The following is a 17,798-nucleotide window of genomic DNA, read 5'->3' on the forward strand; positions in this document are numbered from 1 at the left end:
TTTTGCGTCCGACGAACGGCGCGATGAGCGGGGATGAGCGGCCTCAAATTTTCCGGAAAAGCGCAAATTTTGAGGCTTGAGTTCAGGCAGGACTCAGTGGAGTAAGGGATCATCTGACACACAGTCCCGACGGTGTCAGACAAATGAGCATCGAATCCCCCAATACCAAAAGACAGCTGTTCAAAGATCGCGCTTTCAGCCGGGTGGTCGCAGGTTCGCTTGAACTGCCGGTGATGCCGGACAGAAGTAACTCGGTCAGGCGCTTCATGAACGAGCGGCAGGTGGTCAGCACGTCCAGTTCGCCGATGCCCGGGTTCACGTTTCATTTTCCCGGCGGCCAGCGTGTGCAGGTCAGCGATGAGCCGGAATACAACCGCCATGGCAATGGGGTGGATGATCTTTGGTATATCGAGTTCGATTCCATGGGGATCGGTTCCTTGTATGACGAGCAGGGCCGCTTCCAGGCGCTGATCAGCGTCGCGCAATGCGCGGGTTACATCCGCGGCACGCTGCTGGGCCTGGGCGCGGACCCGGAGCAGTGGGAGAACGTGGCGCAGGGCACCTACTGGGTGGGTTGCAACGGCGTGCTGTACAGCGCCAACGAGGACGAGCCGCGCTATCGCCTGGCCGTCAACTGAAGTCTGAGCCGGCGGCGTCGCGCGCGCCGCCGGCCGTTTTGCTCGACAGAGCCCGGCACCCCGGATGGCGGTGCCGGGCTCTGCTGTTTTGGGGCGCCTGCATCTCACCCGTTTAAGGCATGTCCCGCTTCGGGGCGGGGCCTAGGCTTCTCTCCAAATCTTGGAGGAGCGGGACATGAGCGAGCTGGCCACCGAACGCCTGGTTTCCGTGGATTCGCATGTGCACTTCAGCGACGACTGGGTGAAGGCGCGGCTGCGTCGCGAGTTGCAGCCGGTCTGGGATGAAGCCAATCGCAAGGCCGAGGAATACGCCGCCCGCGTGCTGCGCGGCGGGCAGAAGAATCTGGAGCTGGAGGACTTCGTCGATCCGGAAGCCTCGCAGGACCCCGGGCACTTCGAACCGGCGGCCAAGCTCAAGGCCATGGATCGCGACGGCGTCTATGCCGAGGTGATTTTTCCCGAGCTGGCCGGCGCCAAGATCGTCAATCCTTCGCTCATGGGCAGCGACTGGAAGGAAGTCTTCCAGGGCTACAACAACGCCATGGCCGACTTCGCCGCGCACGATCCGGTGCGGCTGATGACGGCCTACCAGCTGCCGCTCTACGACATCGATTTCGCGGTGAAGGAAGTCACGCGCCTGGCGCGCGACAAGAAGGCGCGCTGCGTGCAGATCTCGCCGTTTCCGTCCGATCTGGGTCTGCCCGACATCTACGATGCGCGCTACGAGCCGCTGCTCAAGACCATCGAAGAAGCCGGTCTTGCCGTGCTCAATCATCTGGACCTGAAGGCCGAGCTCTGGGACGTATTCCGCCGCGATCCCACGCCGCAGAAGGGCATCTTCACCGGCCTGGCCTGGGCGCCGCTGGCGCAGAGCATCTGCATGTGGATTCTCACCGGCACGCTGGAGAAATATCCCCGGCTCAAGGTGTTGTTCGTGGAGCCGGGCCTGGGCTGGCTGCCCTGGTTCTTCCGCGAGCTGCTCGATCCGCGCATGCATCAGCACTACGAGTTTCCCGGCGTGAAGCGTCCGCCTTCGGAAACCTTCAAGGCGCAGTGCGGTGCCACCTTCATGTATGAGCCTTCGGGGCTGAAGGCCTGCTACGACTACTTCGGTCCGGACTGCCTGTACTGGTCCACCGACTTTCCGCATCCCGCCACCTGCTGGCCGCACTCGCGCAAGCAGGTGGTGAGTCAGTTCAGGGAAGCCGGCATTCCCGAGGCGGATCGCAAGAAAATCACTTCCGGCAATGCCCTGAAGACCTTCGGTCTGGGCTGAGCGCGAAACAGGATCAATCAAGATGGCTGGCGTATACGAAAAGCTGAAAGTTCTGGACCTGTCCTGGGGCATCGCCGGACCGATGACGGCGATGCTGCTCGCCGACAACGGCGCCGAGGTCACCAAGATCGAACCGCCCGGCGGCGATCCGTTCGGCAATCAGCTGGGCTACAAGGTCTGGCAGCGCGGCAAGAAGCGCGCGATCTTCGATCTGAAAAACACGCAGGAGCGCGCGCTGTTCCTGGCCCTGGCCGCCCAGGCCGACGTGCTGGTGGAGTCGTTCTCGCCGGGCACTACCGCGAAGCTGGGCATCGACTACGCCACGCTGGCCAAGCGCAATCCGCGTCTGGTGTATTGCTCCATCACCGGCTACGGCCGCGACAACGCGCACAGTGATCGTCCCGCTTACGATGCGCTGGTGCAGGCCCGCACGGGCCTGATGTTCGAACAGCGCGGCTGGCCGGAAGGCGCGCTCAATCACATGAGCGGCCTGCCCGATCCCTTCCCGGATCTGGAGATTCCGCAGGACGCCGTGCAGGGCGCGCCGCGCGAAGGCCCGCTGTTCGTGGCCTCGCACTGGCCCAGCCTCGGCGCCTTCTTCAATGCCTCGATGGGTATTGCCGCCGCGCTGCGTGCGCGCGAACAGACCGGTCGCGGCCAGTGGGTGGAGACCTCGCTGCTGCAAGGCGCGCTGGCCGGTGCCGCCGGTGTCTGGCAGCGCGCGGAAAAGCCCGATGCGCCCGGCTTCGACACCTGGATTCTCAACAGCAAATCCTCCAAGGGGCACTTCCAGGCCAAGGACGGACACTGGCTGCACAACTGGGTGCCGAACCCGCGCTTCATCCTGCAGGCCGCGCAGGGCGACACGCTCAATGCCACGCCCGATCTCACCGTGCAGAACGATCCCGACCGCTTCGGCACCGGTCCGGAAGAAATCCTGGTGATGTCGCACTACCAGCCGATACTCGCCGAGGCCGTCGCCAAGTTCCCGGTGAAAGACTGGGTGGAAGCCGCCGCCACCGCCGAGATGACCATGCAGCCGGTGCGCAGCATCGAGGAATCACTCGCCGATCCTGCGTTTCTCGCCGATGGCTGCGTGACCGAGATGCAGGATGCCGAGCTGGGCCGCATCCGCGCCGTGGGCAATGCCTTCAACATGAGTGTCACGCAAGGCAAGCCGGGTGCGCCCGCGCGTGCTGCCGGCGCCGACACCGAGGAGATCAAGGCGCTCGCCGCGAAGATTCTGGCCGAGGCCAGGCCCGCAGCGACGGCGGCGAGCAACGGCCAGGGCAGCGGCAAGCCGCCGCTCGCCGGCATCACCGTGCTCGATCTGGGTCTGGCCATCGCCGGTCCCTTCGGCACGCAGCTGCTCTCGGATCTGGGTGCCACGGTGATCAAGGTCAACGGCCTGTTTGATCTGTTCTGGCATCGCGTGCACATCGCCTACATGGCCAATCGCGGCAAGAAGAGCATCACGCTCAATCTCAAAGACCCGCGCGCCATGAAGATCCTGCTGGAGCTGGTCAAGCAGGCGGACGTGGTGCAGCACAACATGCGCTACGACGCCGCCGAGCGTCTGAAGATCGACTACGAATCTCTCAAGCAGCTCAATCCGAAGCTCATCTACTGCCACACGCGCGGCTTCGAGCGCGGTGCGCGCGCGGCGCTGCCCGGCAATGACCAGACCGGTGCCTGCCTGTCCGGCATCCAGTTCGAGGACGGCGGCATGGGCCGCGCGGGCGAAAACGGTGAAGTGGGCCGGCCCTTGTGGAGCTTCACCAGCTTCGGCGACACCGGCAACGGTTTTCTCTCCGCCACCGCCATTATCAGCGCCCTGTATCACCGCGACCGCACCGGCGAAGGCCAGTTCGTCGATACCTCGATCATCAACGCCGCGTTGCTCAATACCTCGTATGCGGTGGCCACGCCGGAGGGCAAGGGCTTTGCGCGGCCGCGCATCGCCGGTGATCAGATCGGCTATTCCGCGGGCCATCGTCTCTACAAGACGCAGGATCTGTGGCTCTGCCTGCTCGCGCACAGCGCCGCGCACTGGGACGCGCTGCTGAGCGTGCTCGGCATGCCCGAGCTGCTGCGCGATGCGCGCTTTGCCAGCTTCGAGGCGCGTGCGCAGAACGATGCCGCGCTGGCGAAGCTGATCGCAGAAAAGCTGGCCGGCGACACGGCCGCCAACGGGTTCGCCAGGCTCGATGCCGCCGGCGTACCGGTGGAGATCGTCGATCCGGAATTCTCACGCAAGCTGCACGACAACCCGCAGTTCGCCGCGCGTCGCTGGACCGTCTCCTATCCGCATCCGGTGGTGGGCAAGCTGGATCAGATCGGTCTGCTGGTGGACCTCTCCGACACGCCCGGCGTCATTCAGAGCCGGCCGCTGCTGGTGGGCGAGCACACCCAGGAAATCCTCGCCGGCATGGGCTACAGCGAGGACGAGATGAAGACCATGGAAGAGCAGTTCGCCATCGGCTTCGTCGGCATGCCGCGCATGCCGCCACGTCCCGCCTCACCGCAGGCCGGCGCGCCCAAGCCCGGCATGGCGAGCATGCTGGAGAGCCAGGCCAAGAAGTAGGCCTGCGCGGCAGGGCATGGCGACTATTCGCCATGCTCGCCGTCAGCCATCCAGGCACAACCAGCGGTGGTGCCCGCGCAAGCGGCGCCGCATCTCAAGGCAAGGCCCCGGCCTGCGCCATCCGCCGCCATAGCGATTTGATCTGCGCGATGCAGGCCTGGCTGCCCTGCGCCGGCGGTGACAGCACGGCGGCATGTACCTGCGCTTCCACCGCCTGAACGATCAACAGCGCGCGCAAGCCCGGCTGCTCGCCGGCGATGCCCAGCCGCTGCAGCTCCGGCGCCAGCGCCGCCGCCAGCATCTGCTCCAGCGCGCGCAGACGCTGCATCAAGGCCTCACTGCGTGGCGCGAACTCGAACAGCAGGCGATGCAGCTGCGGCTGATGCCGGTGAAGCTGCACGGTTGCATCGATCAGGCTATCGAGCGTCTGGGCGGCGTCCAAGGGGGCTCGCCGCAGTTGTTCGAAGCAGCCTTGCAGCGCCGCACCCGCTTCGCTCAGGTGCTGCTCGGCCAGCGCCAGCAGCAGCGCCTCCTTGTTCGGGAAATATTGATACAGCGTGCCGATGGAGACACCGGCGCGCGCCGCCACCTTGTTGGTGCTGGTTCCTGCAAAGCCGTGTTGCTGAAAAAGCTGAGCAGCGGCTTCGAGTATGGCGAGCCAGCTCGCGTTAGAGCGTTGTTGGCGCGGCCTTTTGCGGATCTGGGTGGGCATGGGCGAATGCGAGTATTCCGGCTGCGCTTCGGGCCTGATCATAAAGCCACTGGCCGCCGCGCACTTCCAAGAAAAACCCACATGATCGATCACCAGCGCTATCTCGCCTTCCTGCCGCCCGCATGGCGCAAGACTGCGCCGGAACCGCAATCACGCTGGTGGCAATGGTCGGCCGGGCGCCTGCACATCGCCTGCGTGCCCCAGCCGCAGGCAGCGGCGCGCCTGCTGATCCTGCACGGTGCCGGCGGACATTCCGCCGCGCTCTGGCCATTCGCCGCGCTCGCCGCACAACTGGGTTATGAAGTGCTGCTGCCCGATCTGCCGGGCTATGGCCTGAGCGAGATGACCGACCCCGCGGCGTTGCGCTACGAGCACTGGCTGGACTGCCTGCGCGAATTCATCGCGCAGGAACGCCAGCGCGATGCGCGGCCCCTGCTGCTGCTGGGGGCCAGCATCGGCGGCATGCTGGCGTATTCGCTGGTCGCGCAATGCCCTGGCATCGCGCGCCTGATCGTCACCTGCCTGCTCGACCCACGCCTGCCGCAGGTGCGCGAAGGCCTGGCGCGCTGGCCCTGGCTGGGCCGCATCAGTCCGGCGCTGCTGCGCATGCTGGCGCCGCTGTCGGATCGCCTGCGCCTGCCGATCCGCTGGCTGACGCCGATGTCACGCATCGCCAATGACGCGCGGCTGGCGCGCTTGTGCCGCCATGATCCACGCGGCGGCGGCAGCCGCATCGCCTTGGGATTTCTGCGCAGCTATCTGCAATCCGTGCCCGCCTGCGAGCCTGAAGATTTTCGCGAAGTGCCCGTGGTGCTCGCCCACCCGGCCGCCGACCGCTGGACCGCTCCGGGCCTGAGCCTGACCTTCTTCGAACGCATCGCCGCGCCCAAGCGCCTGCTGATGCTGGAGAAGGCGGGGCACTTTCCGGTGGAGGCGCCGGCGCTCACACAACTGCAGGCGCTGCTGCGCGAGACCCTGGCGGAGTTTGGCGGAGGATGAGGCGATGGCGGTTGTTGCCATTGCGAGCCGGAATCCGGGAGGGCGGGTGCCAAAACCGCCTGCAGTGCGTGCTCACCATCAGACCATTGCGCCCAGGCGATCAAGCGGCTGCTCGGTCCGCAGGCCCCTATTTGCTGTTTGTCACATCAGCTGATGGCCGCCCCTGGACGCGCCTGCCGCGCTTGCGTTCTCATCCTGGGCCGGCCCGCTTAAACTTCCGGGGCTAAGCCCTTCTATACTGCCCATATTTCTGACTGAAGACGCGCGATCTCCCGCTTCTCTGATGCCCTCCGAGACCCCCTATCCGCAGCCCCCCGAATCCCAGCCGCTTGTTCTCAAGGAGCAGGACATCGAGACGGCTTTCATCGAGAAGCTGCGTGACCTCAAGTACACCGAGCGTCCGGACATCCGCGACCGCGCGGCGCTGGAGGCCAACTTCCGCCAGAAGTTTGAGGCGCTCAATCGCGTCCGCCTCACCGATGGCGAGTTCAAGCGCCTGCTGGACGAGCTGACCATCCCGGACGTGTTCACCGCCGCCCGTGTGCTGCGCGAGAAAAACGGCTTCACCCGCGAGGACGGCACCCCGCTGACCTACACCCTGGTCAACCTCAAGGACTGGTGCAAGAACGACTTCGAGGTCATCCACCAGCTGCGCATCAACACCGATTACAGCCACCACCGCTACGACGTGCTGTTGCTGATCAACGGCGTGCCAGTGGTCCAGGTGGAGCTCAAGACCTTGAGCGTCAACCCGCGCCGGGCCATGGAGCAGATCGTCGAGTACAAGAACGATCCGGGCAATGGCTATACCCGCACGCTGCTCTGCTTCGTGCAGCTGTTCGTGGTCAGCAACCGCACCGACACGGTCTACTTCGCCAACAACAACGCCCGGCACTTTACCTTTAATGCCGATGAGCGCTTTCTGCCCGTGTATCGCTGGGCCGACCGCGACAACAAGCCCGTCAGCCATCTGGACGATTTCGCCGACCGCTTCCTGCAGAAGTGCGAGCTGGGCCGCATGATCAGCCGCTACATGGTGCTGATTCAGAGTGAGCAGAAGCTGCTGATGATGCGGCCGTACCAGATCTATGCGGTGCAGGCCATCGTGGACTGCATCGAGCAGAACTGCGGCAATGGCTACATCTGGCACACCACCGGCAGCGGCAAGACGCTCACCTCCTTCAAGGCCGCCACGCTGCTGAAGGAGAACGAGCAGATCGAAAAATGCCTGTTCGTGGTGGACCGCAAAGACCTGGACCGCCAGACGCGCGAGGAATTCAACAAGTTCCAGGAAGGCTGCGTGGAGGAAAACACCAACACCGCCACCCTGGTCCGCCGCCTGCTGTCCGACGACAAGGCCGACAAGGTCATCGTCACCACCATCCAGAAGCTGGGCCTGGCGCTGGACGAAAGCAGCGCCCGCAACACCCAGCGCCTGCGCGAGAACAAGAAAACCTACCGCGAGCTGCTCGCACCGCTGGCATCCAGGCGCATCGTGTTCATCTTCGACGAATGCCACCGCTCGCAGTTCGGCGAGAACCACGCAGCGATCAAGGCCTTCTTCCCGCGGGCGCAGCTGTTCGGCTTCACCGGCACGCCGATCTTCGAGCAGAACGCCTCACAGAAGCAGTTCGAGGGCGAGCAGGGTTCCTTCCGCACCACCGAAGACCTGTTCCAGCGCGAGCTGCACGCCTACACCATCACCCACGCCATCGAAGACAAGAACGTCCTGCGGTTTCACGTGGACTTCTTTCGTGCCGAGGGCAAGGAACTGCCGGCCGCCGGGCAGACGTTCACCAAGCGCGCCATCGTTGAAGCCATTCTCGACAAGCACGAGGCCGCCACCCAGGCGCGCCGCTTCAACGCCCTGTTCGCCACCGCGTCGATCAGCGACGCGATCGAATACTACGAGTTGTTCCAGAGTCTTCAGCGCGAGCGGCAGGCGGCCGATCCGGCCTTTGTGCCACTGAAGATCGTCTGCGTGTTCTCGCCACCGGCAGAAGGCAATCCGGATGTGAAGCAGCTCCAGGAAGACCTGGCCCAGGAGTCGTCCGAGTACGCCATTCAGGCCGGCGAAGACGCGGAGAAGAAGAAAAGCGAGATTGAGCGCAAGAAGGAAGCGCTCAAGGCCATCATCGCCGACTACAACGCCCGCTACGGCAGCAACCACAGCATCGGCGAGTTTGATCTCTACTACCAGGACGTGCAGAAGCGCATCAAGGATCAGCAGTTCCCCAATGCCGACCTGCCGCGCAAGGGCGAGGAGAAGATCGACATCACCCTGGTGGTGGATATGCTGCTCACCGGCTTCGACTCCAAGTACCTGAACACCTTGTACGTGGACAAGAACCTCAAGCACCACGGCCTGATCCAGGCCTTCTCGCGCACCAACCGCGTGCTCAACGCCACCAAGCCGCACGGCCAGATTCTGGACTTCCGCGCCCAGCAGAAGCAGGTGGACGAGGCCATCACCCTGTTCTCCGGTGGCAAGAGCGACAAGGCCCGCGAGATCTGGCTGGTGGACCCGGCGCCCACCGTCGTAGACAAGCTCAAGGACGCGCTGGCCAAGCTCGGCGACTTCCTGCAATCGCAGGACCTGCCGCCGGCACCGGAGAGCGTGCCGGCGCTCAAAGGCGACGAAGCCCGCGCCATGTTCATCGAGCGCTTCCGCGAGGTGCAGCGCCTCAAGACCCAGCTCGACCAGTACACGGACCTGAAGCCCGAGCTAAAAGCGCAAGTGGAAGCCCTGCTGCCGCCGGATCAACTCAATGCCTATCGCGGCGTGTACCTGGGCACTGCCCAGCGCCTCAAGGAGCAGCAGAACAAGACCGGCGACAAGGCGCCCATCCCGCAGGTGGACCAGCTCGACTTCGAGTTCGTGCTGTTCGCCTCCGCCCTTATCGACTACGACTACATCATGAAGCTGCTGGCCAACTTCTCCTCGAAGACACCGGGCCGGCAGAGCATGAACCGCGAACAGCTCATCGGCCTGATTGCCGCCGATGCCAAGTTCATCGACGAGCGCGAGCTGATTACTGACTACGTTTGGACCTTGCGGGAGGGCAGCGGCGAGACGCTGCAACAGATCGAGGCCGGCTACGTCCGCTTCAAGGCGGAGCGCTTGAGCGCGGAGCTTTCAGCCATCGCCACTCAGCACGGCCTTGTGCCCGAGCGGCTGCAAGCCTTCACCGACGCCATTCTGCAACGCATGGTGTTTGACGGTGAGCAGCTTACCGAGCTGCTGGCGCCGCTGGGTCTGGGATGGCGCGAACGGCGCGTGAAGGAACTGGCACTGATGGACGCGCTGCTGCCCGTGCTCAAGAAGCGGGCGGCGGGGCGGGAGATTTCCGGATTGAGCGCATACGAATAATGAAAGCCTCAGACGCGCTCACACCAAAGCTGCGATTCCCGGAGTTTGAGGGCGAATGGAAATCAGTCCCGGTTGGTGATTTCTTTGATCTCGCCGATAGAGCTGAAAAGGCGGCGTCTTTTGAGAAGGAAAAACTTCTTACCGTCAGACTCCATGCAAATGGCGTGACAAAAAATGAGAAGACAACACTCACTGGTGGTGCGAGCTACTTCCAACGCCGTGCCGGTCAATTCATCTTCTCGAAAATAGATTTGCTCAACGGCGCTTTTGGAGTCGTACCGGCTGAGCTGGATGGTTTCGCCTCATCGTCAGACGTTCCAGCGTTTTCGTTCAACACCAAACATGCGCCGGCGTTCTTTCTGAGTTGGCTCAAGTCGAGTTATCAGCGTCTTGAAATCGAGCGAACCGGAACGAGCAGTACGCTGAAGCGAGTTTCACCTGAGGCGTTCCTCAAGGTCGCAATCTCAGCGCCTACTAAAGCCGAACAACAAAAAATCGCCGAGTGCCTGAGCACGCTGGACGAGCTGATCGATGCGGCAAGCCAAAAACTCGACGCGCTCAAGGCCCACAAAAAAGGGCTCATGCAGCAACTCTTCCCCCGCGAAGGCGAAACCCTCCCCCGCCTCCGCTTTCCCGAGTTTCAGGACGCGCCGGAGTGGGAGCAGAAGATACTGGGCGGCCTCTCGACGATTGTTCGCGGAGGCTCTCCTCGCCCCATCGATGGCTATCTGACCAAGCTGCCAGATGGATTGAACTGGCTAAAAATCGGTGACGTCGATAAAGAATCGAAGTTCGTAACTCAAACTGAAGAGCGCGTTCGGCCAGAAGCTCTCAGCAAGACTAGAGAGGTCTTCCCAGGCGACCTAATTCTGTCCAACTCAATGAGTTTCGGTCGGCCATACATCCTGAAGATCAGAACCTGCATCCACGACGGCTGGATTGCAGTGACTTGTCTCTCGAAGTTGATTGACCGTGATTTTCTTTACTACGCCATCGGCGCGCCAAGCAGCCAAAGTTTCTTCAATGATCAGGCGGCTGGAGGCGGCGTTAAAAATCTCAACGCAGACATCATCAAGTCCCTAGCCATCGCTCACCCAACCGTCGCAGAACAACAGCGCATCGCCTCCTGCCTCTCCTCCCTCGACGACCTGATCGCCGCCCAAAGCGACCAGCTCGAAGCCCTCAAGACCCACAAGAAAGGGCTCATGCAGCAGCTTTTCCCTTCCCCTGTTGAGGCCGAGGGTTAAGCGCCATGCCGTTCGCCGACCTCACCGAACTGGCCACGCACCTCCGTCAGGAGTTACAGAACAAGAAGTGCATCCTGCTATACGCCTACAACGGCACCGGCAAGACGCGCCTCTCCACGGCCTTCAAGGACTTAGGAAAGCGCCTCGAAACTGAGCGGTTAACAACTGAGACTGACGAGCCCATCGAGACGGAAGATGGGCAAAGTATCGAGGTCAACGTCTGGCGGGGCGATACGCTTTACTTCAATGCCTTCACAGAAGACCTGTTCTCCTGGGACAATGATCTCGTGGATGATCGTGAGCGGGTACTGAAGCTCAACCGGGATTCCACCTTCTTTGCTGGCCTCGACGATCTGGAGATGGATAACCGCATCCGACCACTGCTGAGTCGCTATGCGGATTTTGATTTCCGGATCGATACCGAAGTATGGGAGGTGAGCTTTTCGCGCGATATCACGACGGGCGAGGGCGCGGCGGCGACCACAACGACGCTGTATGACATCAAGGTTTCTCGCGGCGAAGAGAATATTTTCATCTGGTGCTTCTTCCTCGCCATCGTGCAGCTCGCCATGGACGACGACGGCAGCGGTCCGTACCGCTGGGTGAAGTACGTTTACATCGACGATCCGATTTCGTCGCTCGATGAGCACAATGCGATTACCGTCGCTAATCATCTCGCGCAGATGCTCAAGCGCCAGGGCAATCGACTCAAGACGGTTATCTCCACCCACCACCCACTGTTCTTCAACGTCTTGTGGAACGAGTTCAGGAACGCGAGCAAGTATTTCCTGAGCCGGACCGCGCCGGGCGGCTACGAGTTGCGCGAAACTGGAGATACACCTTATTTCCACCACGTGGCAGCGCTGGCGGAGCTTTATCGGGCGGACCAGTCGGGACGCCTGTTCACGCACCACTTCAACATGCTGCGCAGCGTGATGGAGAAGACCGCGAGCTTTCACGGGCACAAGGGCTTCTCCGCCTGCATCCGGCAGGACGATGACGATAGTGACGCAGTGCTTCACACCCGCCTCGTCAATATCATGAGCCACGGCAACTACTCGCTATATGAGCCGCAGGAGATGCTGGAGGAGAACAAGCGTTACTTCCGCAAGATTCTCCACGGGTTCATCGCGCGCTATCCGTTCAACCCGGAGCTGTTTCCCAGCGCGCCTAACAGCGGAACGTCCTGATGCTGATCCTCTACACCACCGAAGACGGCAAAAGCCAGATTAAGCTGCGGGCTGATCAGCAGACTGTCTGGCTGACGCAGCTCGAAATGGCGGAGCTGTTTGACGCCAGCAAGCAGAACATCTCCCTTCACCTGAAAAATATCTTTGAAGACGGGGAATTAGACCCTGCGGCAACTGTCAAGGAATCCTTGACAGTTCAGGTCGAAGGCGAGCGCGAGATCCGCCGGCCCGTCACGCTGTACAACCTGGACGCCATTCTGGCGGTCGGCTACCGCGTACGCTCGCCGCGTGGCGTGCAGTTCCGTCGCTGGGCGTCCACCATCCTCAAGGAGTACCTGCTCAAGGGCTTCGCGATGGACGACGAGCGGCTGAAGAACCCGGACGGCCGCCCGGACTACTTCGACGAGATGCTGGCGCGCATTCGCGACATCCGTGCCTCTGAGAAGCGCTTCTACCAGAAAGTGCGCGATCTGTTCGCGCTGTGCGTCGACTACGACAAGACCGACCGCGCCACCCAGCAGTTCTTTGCCACGGTGCAGAATCTGCTGATCTATGCGGTGACCCGCCAGACGGCTGCCGAGCTGGTGATGGCGCGCGCCAATCCGGATGATGCCAACTTTGGTCTACTCAGCTGGAAGGGCAGCAAGGTGCGCAAGGCGGACATCCTCGTCGCCAAGAATTATCTGACGGAAGATGAAATCGACACCCTGAACCGGCTCGTGGTGATCTTTCTGGAAACCGCCGAGTTGCGCGCCAAGAACCGCAAGGAGACGCGCATGGCGTTCTGGAAGGAGAATGTCGATCAGATCATCACCTCCAACGGCTTTCCCTTGCTCGCGGGCAAGGGCAGCGTGAGCCACGAACAGATGCAAGTCGCCACCGAGGCGCGCTACGAGGGCTTCGATGCGCGGCGCAAGCAGCAGGAAGCCCTCGCAGACGACGCGGCGGACGAGGCCGAGTTGAAGCAGCTCGAAGCCACGATCAAGCGTCGCCCCAAGAAATCCTGATTGCCCTCTTCATGAACGACAAAGACCAAAAACAACTCGGCAAGACGCTCTGGAACATCGCCGACCAACTGCGCGGTGCGATGAACGCGGACGACTTCCGCGATTACATGCTGGCGTTTCTCTTTTTGCGCTATCTCTCCGACAACTACGAGGCGGCGGCGAAGAAGGAACTGGGGCCGGATTACCCCAAACTGTCCGCAGACGATACCCGCGTGCCGCTGGCCGTTTGGTACGCCGCCAACTCATCAGACGCTGTCGAATTTGAAAAGCAGATGCGCCGCAAGGTGCATTACGTGATCAAGCCCGAGCATCTCTGGGCCAGCATCGTCGCGCAGGCCAGGCGGCAGAGCGATGACTTGCTGGAAACCCTGCGCGAAGGTTTCAAGTACATCGAGAACGAGTCGTTCCAGAGCACCTTCAACGGCCTGTTTTCCGAGATCAATCTGGGTTCGGAGAAGTTGGGCCGCAGCCATGCCGACAAGAACAAGCGGTTGTGCGAGATCATCAAGGAGATTGCCCGTGGGCTGGCCGAGTTTTCCACGGAAGTGGATGTGCTGGGCGATGCCTACGAATACCTGATCGGCGAGTTTGCGGCCGGCTCCGGCAAGAAGGCCGGCGAGTTCTACACCCCGCAGCGCATCTCCGACATTCTCTCCGCCATCGTCACGCTGGATAGCCAGGCGCCGGAAACTGGCACAGTGAAGCACCTGGGCAGCGTGTTCGACTTTGCCTGCGGCTCCGGCTCGCTGCTGCTGAATGTGCGCAAGATGGTTCGGAAGAACCAGGGCACGATCGGCCGGATCGTCGGTCAGGAAAAGAACATCACCACCTACAACCTCGCGCGCATGAACATGCTGCTGCACGGGGTGAAGGACACCGAGTTCGAGATCTACCACGGCGACACTCTGCTCAATGACTGGGATTATCTTCGGGAAACCAACCCGGCGAAGATGCCCAAGTTCGATGCCGTGGTCGCCAATCCGCCCTTCAGCTATCGCTGGGAGCCGAAGGAGGCCATGGGCGAAGACGTGCGCTTCAAGAACCACGGCCTCGCGCCGAAGTCCGCTGCCGACTTCGCGTTTCTGCTCCATGGCTTTCATTACCTGAAAGACCAGGGTGTGATGGCCATTATCCTGCCGCATGGCGTGCTGTTTCGCGGCGGCGCCGAGGAGCGCATCCGCACCAAGCTGCTCACGGATGGGCATATCGATACCGTCATCGGCCTGCCGGCCAACCTGTTTTATTCCACCGGCATTCCGGTCTGCATCCTGGTGCTGAAGAAGTGCAAGAAGCCGGACGATGTGCTGTTCATCAACGCCGCCGAGCACTTCGACAAGGGCAAGCGCCAGAACACCCTCAGTGACGCGCACATCGAGAAGATTGTCAGCACCTACCAGTACCGCCGCGAGGAGCCACGCTACGCCAAGCGTGTGTCCATGGCGCGCATTGCCGAGGAAGGCTACAACCTCAACATCTCCCGCTACATCAGCACCGCCGTGGCGGAGAAGGAGATCGATCTTCATGCCACGCATCAGCATCTGGTGGAGATCGAAAAGAAGATTCGCGCCGCCACGCAGAAGCACAATGCGTTTCTACGGGAATTGAACCTCCCTGCTCTACCAGGCGGCAAAGAGCAGGAATGAGCGTGATTCCACGGCCGCGAAATCTTTGATGTTTGATCCGCGCGGGAGCCGGCTGCGCCGTTCGAATCGGGCGGGCGAGTCCGCCGAGAAGGCCGGCGGATCTGGCTCCGGCTGACAAACATCCGGACCAGACGTCGTCCTCAAGGCAGACTTCGGTAATCCCCAAACCAAGGCTCGCAACGCCACAAGGTTTGAAAGTGGTACGGGGCTGAGCCCCAGCTAGGCGCCGCAGCCCGCCAACCCCAGCCGCGCCCCCTCACTCCTGCAACTGCGTGCTCTGCGTGTCGATCTGCAGGTTCGGATGCTTGCGGCGCACGGCGGTGACGGCTTCTTCGGCGTTGTTGGCCAGCTGGCTGACGTCGAAGCCCACCAGCTCGGCGCTGAGCGGCTCGCCGGCGGCGTTCTTCGCCAGCTTGCGGCGCCAGAAGTCGAAGTAGTCTTTCTCGCGGCCGGAATGAATCACTTTGATCAGATAATGGGCTTTGGCCATCGGGATACTCCTGCTTCAGGTGGAGGGCGCAGCGTCGGATTCCGGCGTCTGGCCAGGGGCGGCTTCGGTATCGCTCGCCTTGGCTGCGGTCTTGCGCAGCTCCTTCTCTTCCTTTTTCTTTTTCTTCGCCAGTTCTTTCTGGCGCTTCTCGAAACGGTAATTGGGCGTGGCCATGGACATGCGCTCCGTCTGGGATGGCGTTTGCGGTGCCATCAACTGCGGTGGTGGCCGGTGTGGGCGGAAGCGGGTCGGGCGCGCAACAGCGCCAAGTCCGGCTGACTCCGCCCGCTGCTCGGGGGAAAAGCGATAAGCCGCTAAAGCCAGGCATCCGTGCCGTGGTGCGCGGCGGCTGCGTGCAAGCGCAGCTGCAAGGGGCGCGCGAGCTTACGCGCCTTGTCGCTCGAAGTCGAATGCCTGAGTGCAGAAGACGGCTACATCAGCCCCCATTTCAGCAGCTGCATCTTGATCATCAGCCAGATGAAGCTCAGCGCGCTCTTCACCTGTTCCCAGGCGCTGGGCTTGTCGTCGGCCTGCTGGCGGATGTAGTGCTGCAGGGCCTGAACGTCGGCGTCGCTCAGCTCGGCAAACGGCGGCATGCCGCGTGACTGCAGGGCGCCGTCGCGCACGATGGTGGTGAAGGCGGCGGTGTTGAGCGGAATCGCGGAAGCGCGCAGGTCCGGCGCGTAGCCGCCGGAGACAGCGGCCACGCCGTGGCAGATCGTGCACTTCTGATAGAGCGTGCGGCCCTGGCTTGCGAGCGCGCTGTCTACCTTGAAGCCGGCATCGTGCAGCGGCTGCGGAATCGAGGGTGCGGCGGACGGCGGCAGCCTGGCATCACCGTCGAGTGCGAAGGTGAGCAGGCGGCGCGGGTGTTCGCGGCCCACCCAGCCGTGCTGGGCGCTGAGCGAGCCCAGCACCATCAGGCCGCCGGACCAGCCGGCGAGCACGGAGACGTATTGCTTGCCGTTCACCGAATAGGTGATGGGCGGTGCCTGCGTGCCCACGCCCATGTCGAAGCGCCACAGGGTTTCGCCGCTTTGTGCGTCGTGTGCGATGAGCTGGCCGTCGCTCTGGCCCTGGAACACCAGGCCGCCATGCGTGGCCATCACGCCGCCGGGCGTGGCGCCGGGCAGCGGCTTCTCCCAGGCCTTTTTCTGATGCACCGGGTCCCAGGCCAGCAGCGAGCTGCTGCCGGCGTTCTTGGGAATGTCGTCGAAGAAGCCGTGCACGCCCATGGGACCGTCGCGGTCCATGTCGTAGTTCTCGGGCGTGTAGCCGCGATCATCGTAGTAACCGGGCAGCTCGCGCGCCGGGATGTAGACCAGGCCGCTGTCGGGGCTGTAGGCCATGGGCTGCCAGTTGTGCGTGCCGCCCGAGCCCGGCCAGATCAGCGACTCGCCGTTTTCATAGCGCGCGCCGCGCACTTCCACCGGCCGGCCGGTCTGCATGTCGATACGCTCGGCCCAGGTCACCTTGCCAATCTTCTCTGCGGAAATCAGCTTGCCGGTCTCGCGGTCGATCACGTAGAAGAAACCGTTCTTCGGAGCGTGCATCAGCACCTTGCGCGGCTTGCCTTCGATCTGCACCGTGGCCAGCACCATGTCCATGGTGGAGTTGAAGTCCCAGGTCTCGCCGGGCGTGGTCTGGTAGTGCCAGAGATATTTTCCGGTGTCGGCGTCCAGGGCCACCACGGAACACAGGAACAGATTGTCACCGCCGCCCGGGCTGCGCAGCTTGCGGTTCCAGGGGCCGCCATTGCCGGTGCCGATGTAGACGCGGTTGAACTCCGGATCGTAGGTGAGCGCGTTCCAGGCCGAGCCGCCGCCGCCGAACTTCCACCACTGCCCGGTCCAGGTCTTCGCCGCCAGTTCCTGCGAGGGATCTTCAAAGCCGTCGGCGGGATTGCCCGGCACCGCGAACCAGCGCCAGAGCTGCCGGCCGGTGTCGGCGTCATAGGCGGTGACATAGCCGCGCACATGGCCGAAGTCGGCGCCGCCGTGGCCGATCAGCACATGGCCGTTGAACACGCGCGGCGCGCCGGTGATGTAGCGGTTGTCGCCGGGCGTGGTGGTGAGCGTTTCCCAGACCAGCTGGCCGGTCTTGGCGTCGAGCGCGAACAGACGGCCGTCCTGCACGCCGGCGTAGACCTTGTTCTTCCAGAAGGCCAGGCCGCGGATGCCCCAGGCCATGCGCATCTTCTGGCCGTCCACCTTGGGGTCGTAGCTCCACAGCAGCTTGCCGCTGACCGCGTCCACGGCCTTGATCACGGAAAAGCCCACGGCCAGATACAGCACGCCGTCCACCGCCAGCGGCGTGGACGACACGTTCCAGACATCCGGCAGGTCCAGCGACCAGGCCAGGCCCAGGCGTTTGACCGTGTCGCGATTGATCTGGTCCAGGGTGCTGAAGCGCTGCTCGCTGAAGCTGCGGCCGTAAGCGGCCCAGTTCGCGCTGTCCGCTTCGTTGGCCAGCGCCGCGTTGTCGATCTCGCTGGCGGCCTGTGCGCTGAGCGCAGCGCCGAGCAGTGCCACCGCAAAAAACCGCCGCAGAATACTGGGCATCGCTTTCTCCCCCGGGAACTGGTCTTTTTTACCTCGGCCATTGTGCGGTGTTACTGCCGCCGGCCCTTCGCCCGAATGCAG

The 17,798-nt window shown here is 62.9% G+C and carries 13 protein-coding genes; 9 read left to right on the forward strand and 4 right to left on the reverse strand.

Going from position 1 to position 17,798, the window contains the following annotated elements; all coding sequences use genetic code 11:
• Positions 1–143 precede the first annotated feature (143 nt).
• The 3 genes from BMY12_RS18710 (at position 144) to BMY12_RS18720 (ending at position 4,498) form a co-directional block, all read left to right on the forward strand.
• A complete protein-coding gene (locus BMY12_RS18710) occupies positions 144–638 on the forward strand; it encodes a hypothetical protein (protein WP_093289427.1) in 495 nt (164 codons plus the stop codon).
• Positions 639–813: 175 nt separating this feature from the next.
• Positions 814–1,914 (forward strand): amidohydrolase family protein, encoded by a 1,101-nt coding sequence (locus BMY12_RS18715; RefSeq protein WP_093289428.1) that lies wholly within the window; start codon positions 814–816, stop codon positions 1,912–1,914.
• Positions 1,915–1,936: 22 nt separating this feature from the next.
• Positions 1,937–4,498, forward strand: coding sequence for a CaiB/BaiF CoA transferase family protein (locus tag BMY12_RS18720; protein WP_093289430.1), 2,562 nt, complete (start codon positions 1,937–1,939; stop codon positions 4,496–4,498).
• Between the two features lie 94 nt (positions 4,499–4,592).
• On the opposite strand, the gene BMY12_RS18725 is transcribed toward BMY12_RS18720, so the two are convergent.
• Positions 4,593–5,252 (reverse strand): TetR/AcrR family transcriptional regulator, encoded by a 660-nt coding sequence (locus BMY12_RS18725; RefSeq protein ID WP_218140264.1) that lies wholly within the window; start codon positions 5,250–5,252, stop codon positions 4,593–4,595.
• Positions 5,253–5,291: 39 nt separating this feature from the next.
• Between BMY12_RS18725 and BMY12_RS18730 the strand changes: the two genes are divergently transcribed.
• The 6 genes from BMY12_RS18730 (at position 5,292) to BMY12_RS18760 (ending at position 14,666) form a co-directional block, all read left to right on the forward strand.
• Positions 5,292–6,209: an alpha/beta hydrolase gene (locus BMY12_RS18730; RefSeq protein WP_093289431.1), complete on the forward strand. Its 918-nt coding sequence runs from the start codon at positions 5,292–5,294 to the stop codon at positions 6,207–6,209.
• A 283-nt stretch (positions 6,210–6,492) separates the two neighbouring features.
• Positions 6,493–9,579, forward strand: coding sequence for a type I restriction endonuclease subunit R (locus BMY12_RS18735; RefSeq protein ID WP_093289433.1), 3,087 nt, complete (start codon positions 6,493–6,495; stop codon positions 9,577–9,579).
• A complete protein-coding gene (locus tag BMY12_RS20085; RefSeq protein WP_177189079.1) occupies positions 9,579–10,826 on the forward strand; it encodes a restriction endonuclease subunit S in 1,248 nt (415 codons plus the stop codon). The genes BMY12_RS18735 and BMY12_RS20085 overlap by 1 nt, the downstream gene beginning before the upstream one ends.
• A gap of 5 nt (positions 10,827–10,831) precedes the next feature.
• The gene (locus BMY12_RS18750) at positions 10,832–12,016 is read left to right on the forward strand and encodes an AAA family ATPase (RefSeq protein ID WP_093289435.1); all 1,185 of its coding nucleotides are present in this window, start codon (positions 10,832–10,834) and stop codon (positions 12,014–12,016) included.
• Entirely contained in the window at positions 12,016–13,023 is a 1,008-nt protein-coding gene (locus tag BMY12_RS18755; protein WP_093289436.1) for a virulence RhuM family protein, read from the forward strand. Before BMY12_RS18750 ends, BMY12_RS18755 begins: the two co-directional genes overlap by 1 nt.
• An 11-nt stretch (positions 13,024–13,034) precedes the next feature.
• Entirely contained in the window at positions 13,035–14,666 is a 1,632-nt protein-coding gene (locus BMY12_RS18760; RefSeq protein WP_093289438.1) for a type I restriction-modification system subunit M, read from the forward strand.
• A 256-nt stretch (positions 14,667–14,922) separates the two neighbouring features.
• Here BMY12_RS18760 and BMY12_RS18765 read toward each other — a convergent pair whose 3' ends face one another.
• The 3 genes from BMY12_RS18765 to BMY12_RS18770 form a co-directional block, all read right to left on the reverse strand.
• Entirely contained in the window at positions 14,923–15,156 is a 234-nt protein-coding gene (locus BMY12_RS18765) for a hypothetical protein (RefSeq protein ID WP_093289439.1), read from the reverse strand.
• Positions 15,157–15,171: 15 nt separating this feature from the next.
• Entirely contained in the window at positions 15,172–15,330 is a 159-nt protein-coding gene (locus tag BMY12_RS20415; RefSeq protein WP_177189080.1) for a hypothetical protein, read from the reverse strand.
• A 257-nt stretch (positions 15,331–15,587) separates the two neighbouring features.
• Entirely contained in the window at positions 15,588–17,717 is a 2,130-nt protein-coding gene (locus BMY12_RS18770; protein ID WP_093289441.1) for a PQQ-dependent dehydrogenase, methanol/ethanol family, read from the reverse strand.
• Between the last annotated feature and the right edge of the window lie 81 nt (positions 17,718–17,798).

Origin of the sequence: Solimonas aquatica (assembly GCF_900111015.1) — a bacterium.
GTDB lineage: Bacteria > Pseudomonadota > Gammaproteobacteria > Nevskiales > Nevskiaceae > Solimonas > Solimonas aquatica.